This is a genomic window from Candidatus Methylomirabilis sp. (assembly GCA_036000645.1).
Taxonomy (GTDB): domain Bacteria; phylum Methylomirabilota; class Methylomirabilia; order Methylomirabilales; family JACPAU01; genus JACPAU01.
Genome location: DASYVA010000114.1, coordinates 1 through 4,089, shown reverse-complemented (window position 1 = coordinate 4,089; position 4,089 = coordinate 1). Strand labels below are relative to the sequence as shown.

General features: G+C 71.5%; 5 protein-coding genes. 4 read left to right on the top strand and 1 reads right to left on the bottom strand.

Going from position 1 to position 4,089, the window contains the following annotated elements:
- The coding region (locus VGT06_06670) for an MFS transporter (protein HEV8662804.1) at positions 1 to 662 on the bottom strand (662 nt) is incomplete at its 3' end.
- Positions 663 to 902: 240 nt separating this feature from the next.
- Here VGT06_06670 and VGT06_06665 point away from each other — a divergent pair.
- Genes VGT06_06665 through VGT06_06650 form a run of 4 tightly spaced genes read left to right on the top strand, consistent with a single transcriptional unit; the run spans position 903 to position 4,020 of the window.
- On the top strand, positions 903 to 1,658 hold the full coding sequence (locus VGT06_06665; GenBank protein HEV8662803.1) for a hypothetical protein: 756 nt from the start codon (positions 903 to 905) through the stop codon (positions 1,656 to 1,658).
- On the top strand, positions 1,655 to 2,818 hold the full coding sequence (locus VGT06_06660) for a M48 family metalloprotease (GenBank protein HEV8662802.1): 1,164 nt from the start codon (positions 1,655 to 1,657) through the stop codon (positions 2,816 to 2,818). Before VGT06_06665 ends, VGT06_06660 begins: the two co-directional genes overlap by 4 nt.
- Positions 2,815 to 3,384: a PsbP-related protein gene (locus VGT06_06655; protein HEV8662801.1), complete on the top strand. Its 570-nt coding sequence runs from the start codon at positions 2,815 to 2,817 to the stop codon at positions 3,382 to 3,384. Before VGT06_06660 ends, VGT06_06655 begins: the two co-directional genes overlap by 4 nt.
- 45 nt (positions 3,385 to 3,429) lie before the next feature.
- A complete protein-coding gene (locus VGT06_06650) occupies positions 3,430 to 4,020 on the top strand; it encodes an SH3 domain-containing protein (GenBank protein HEV8662800.1) in 591 nt (196 codons plus the stop codon).
- Positions 4,021 to 4,089: the final 69 nt, after the last annotated feature.

The following is a 4,089-nucleotide window of genomic DNA, read 5'->3' as shown; positions in this document are numbered from 1 at the left end:
AGCCTGAGGATGGTGGCCCGCGGGAGGGCCGGCTCGCCCGCCGGGGAGTCGAAACCGGGGTTCATTCGCCCGGACCGGGCTGCGGGGCCCCTCAGCGGCAGGGTCACCGCGATGAGGATCCCTCCGAGGAGCGCGGGGGCGGCGGCCGCGAGGAACGCCCCGCGCCAGCCGATGGCGGCCCCCACCTGGCCTCCCAGGAGGGAGCCGGCCGTGAAGGCACAGACGCCCGTGAGCTCCATCCAGTTGGTGGTCCGGCCCCGGGCCCCCGGGGGACCGGCATGCAAGAGCAGGCTGAGGCTGCCGATCGAGACGAAGGCGTGGCCCACGCCCACGAGGCCTCGCGCCACCAAGAGGGAGGGCAGGCCGGGCGCCCCGGCGGAGAGGAGGGTGCCGGTGACGATGCCCGCGGCGCCGAGGAGGAGGCCCAGGCGGTGCCCGATCCGATCAGCCAGGTAGCCGATCGGGAGGTCGCAGCAGAGGCGCGCGAAGCCGAAGGCCCCGGCGATAAGACCGGTCTCGGGGGTGGTCAGCAGGAGGCTCCCCTGGATCAGAGGGAGGAGGGGGGGAAGGACGCCCACGGCGAGCGCCTGGCAGAACATGGCGCCGAGGAAGAGGGCGAAGCGGCCTGGGCGGCCGGGCGAGAACTCGCGCGGGTCGGGCATGGGGCTCGGGGGGGCCGGCTTGGCCGCCGGGCTATTCACGCAGGCGGGGGGGGCGAAGTCAAGAGGAAACGGGGACCGGGGTTCCACCGAGGAGGGATTTCGTAACGGCCGGGGAGCCTCCGCGGCCGAAGGGGCCTCGAGGTCGTGGCGGGCCCCCCCGCCGGATCGCAGCCGGGCGGCCGGGGGTCCCTGGCATCCCCCTTGCTTCTGGAGGCCCTGCGAGTCCGGAGGAGGAGAGCGATGGGTCACCTGCGGCACCCCACCCTGATGGGCATCTCGGCTCTCGGCCTGTTCCTGCTGGTGGCAGGGTGCGTCGCCACGCCGGAGTGGTACCGGATGTACCAGGGGCCCGATCGGTCCCATCCGGAGCTGGCGCGGCGCTCGAAGGCGGTCAGGGTCCTCGCCCTGCTGCCGCCGGACATCAAGATCTACGAGCTCACGGCTGGCGGCGTGTCCGAGCTCCGCGATGACTGGAGCGCCGCGGGCCGGGAGACGGTTTCGAAGGCGCTGATGCAGGCCTTCAAGCAGCGCAACATCGCCGTCAAGCGGCTGGCCGTCGAGCGGGGGGCCCAGGAGGGCTTCGAGGAGGTCTACACCCTCTACCGCGCAGTCAGCGCGAGCATCATCGAGCACACCTACCGGGATCACCCCTTCCCGCAGAAGCTGCAGCACTTCGACTATTCCGTCGGGGCGCTCGACACGGTGCTCCAACGGCACCAGGCGGATGGGCTGGTCATCGTGTACGGCATCGACGAGATCTCGACGGCGGGGCGGAAGGCGCTGCGGGGGGTCGGGCTCGTCCTCGGGGCGATCACCGGCCAGCCCGTGCTCAGCAAGGGCACGACGGCGCTCAGCCTCGCCCTGGTGGACCGATCGGGGTCCATCCTCTGGTACAAGATCGAGGGGGACGAGGGCGGCTTCGACCTCCGGGACCCCGAGAGCACGACCGGGTTCGTGCAGCAGCTCGTGGCCGGCTTCCCGCAGGTGGGGCGATGAGGCGTGCACCGGTCCTGCTCGCGGCTGGCCTGCTGCTCGCCGGCTGCGCGACGACGAGCCTGGCCCCGGTGACCGGCGCCGGCGCGGCCTTCGAGGCGGACGAGCAGCGCCTCTGGCGCCGATCCGAGGAGGAGCAGCGGACGCTGGACCGGAGCGGGCTCCTCTACGTGGAGGCGGAGCTCGACGCCTACCTGAACCAGGTGGGCCGGCGGCTCCAGCCCCCCGGCATCTACAAGAGCATCCCCTTCCGGATCCGGGTCATCAGCAACCCGCGGCTCAACGCCTTCGCCTTCCCGAACGGCGTGATCTACCTCCACACGGGCCTGCTGGCGCGCCTGGACAACGAGGCCCAGCTCGCCATGGTGCTCGCGCACGAGATGACGCACGCCACCCACCGGCACGCCGTGAAGGAGTTCCGCGACACGGTGAACAAGACCGCCTGGCTCGCCGGCGTGCAGACCGCCCTCGGGGGATTGCCGGGGGTGGGCGGCCTCGCCGGCGTCCTGGGGGAGGTCGGGACGGCCGCCGCCGTGACCGGGTACTCGCGCGACCTGGAGCGGGAGGCGGACGCCGAGGGGCTCAGACTCGTGGTGGGGGCCGGGTACGAGCCCCGGGAGGCCCTGAAGCTCTTCCAGACCCTCAAGCGCGACGCGGAGCAGGAGAAGGTCGAGATCCCCCTGTTCTATGGGTCGCATCCGCGACTCGAGGAGCGCCTCGAGACCACGGAGGGGTTGCTCCGGACCGCGTACGCCGACCGGCGCGGGGGGATGACGAACGCCGGGGTGTACCTCGGCAGGACGAGCCGGGTGGTGCTGGAGAACGCCCGGATGGACCTGAAGGCCGGCCGGTTCGAGGCCGCCCGCCAGGGCGCGGAGAAGTACCTCACCCTCAAGCCCAAGGACGCCCGCGCGCACCACCTCCTCGGGGAGATCCTGCGGCAGGGGGGCGAAGGCGAGGCGGCCGACGAGGCGCGGGGGCATTACCAGCGGGCGATCGCGCTCGACCGGTCCTACCCCGATCCGCACAAGGGGCTCGGCCTGCTCTACTTCGAAGGGGGCCAGAAGCAACAGGCCAGGCGGTCCCTGGAGGCGTACCTCTCGCTCTCCCCGCAGGCGGCCGACCGGGCATACGTGGAGGAGTACATCCGGCTATGCAAATGACCAGGGGGTTTCCGAGAGGGCTGCTCCTCCTGGCCGTCGGGCTTGCCCTCGGCGGCTGTGTCAGCCTGCCGTGGCACCCCACGGGCGGCCCGTACGCGTCGGAGGCGGAGCACTTCTCCGTCGAGCTCCCGAAGGGCTGGATGCGCCTCAACACGGAAGAGGACCTGCTCATCACGCGAGACGGCCTGCTCCTGCAGTACATCCTGATCGAGCGGGTCCGGGTGGATGAGCCGCTGAAGAATACGAAGAAGACCTTCGCGAGAGGCATGCTGCCGCAAGCGGTCGCCGAGGTCATCCTGGACAACATCGCCTCCTCCCAGAGCGTGCTCGACCTCCAGGTGAAGGAGAACCGGCCCGTTCAGGTCGGCGGGCATCGGGGGTTCCGCCTCGTCTACACCCACAAGAACAAGGACGGCCTCCGCTTCCGGAGCGTCCTCCACGGACTGCTGGCGGGCAACGCCTTCTACGGCATCCGCTACACGGCGGCGGAGCGGCACTACTTCGCCAAGGACCTCAGGACCTTCGAGCAGGTCCTCACGAGCTTCAAGCTGGCCAAGGTCACCTGATGGACGCCGCCGGGATTGCCCGGCGAGCACGCAGGAGGTGGAAGCATGCTTCGACGGATCAACGCCCCGCTGCTGGCCGCGCTGGCCTTCTTCGCGGCCGTGGGATGCGCCCAGACGCAGCGGGCCTGGGAGGGCACGAAGCAGACCGTCTCGGGCTGGTTCAGCGGCAATTCCGTCTCGGCGGACGGCGTGGCGGCGGCCGAGCTCCCCGCTCTCGTCATTGCCAGGGCGAACGTCATCCCGAAGATGGGGCCCGACGCCAAGGCCAAGCCGGCCGGGACGCTCCGGAGGGGAGACCGGGTGGCCAGGCTCGAGGTCCAGGGCAACTGGGTGCGGATCTGGATCCCCGCGGGCGGGCAGGTCGCCTGGGTGAACCGGGAGGCGGTCCAGCCGGCGACGGGCGGGAACAGCGTCAGCGGGACCGTTCCCTTCGGCGCCCTCCTCCCGTTCCGGGTGGTGGCCGCCCGGGCCAACCTGCGGGAGGCGCCCGACCCGAAGGCGAGCGTCATCGCCGATGTGAGGCAGGGGACCGAGCTGCGGATGCTGGATGCCCGGGCGGGGTGGTTGAAAGCCGCCGATCCCGCGGGCCAGCGGCTGGGCTGGATCGCGCTGAACGCGGTCGGACGGAGCAACTAGCCGTCCGCTTGAGGAGCAAGACCGCAGGCCGGGCGACCTGCGGTCTTTGCGCTGGGAACCGTTAGCGTC

What these genes read in the sequence shown, in the direction of transcription:
- VGT06_06650 (HEV8662800.1), top strand. Translation starts at nt 3,430, where the DNA reads ATGCTTCGACGGATCAACGCCCCGCTGCTGGCCGCGCTGGCCTTCTTC.
- VGT06_06665 (HEV8662803.1), top strand. Translation starts at nt 903, where the DNA reads ATGGGTCACCTGCGGCACCCCACCCTGATGGGCATCTCGGCTCTCGGC.
- VGT06_06655 (HEV8662801.1), top strand. Translation starts at nt 2,815, where the DNA reads ATGACCAGGGGGTTTCCGAGAGGGCTGCTCCTCCTGGCCGTCGGGCTT.
- VGT06_06660 (HEV8662802.1), top strand. Translation starts at nt 1,655, where the DNA reads ATGAGGCGTGCACCGGTCCTGCTCGCGGCTGGCCTGCTGCTCGCCGGC.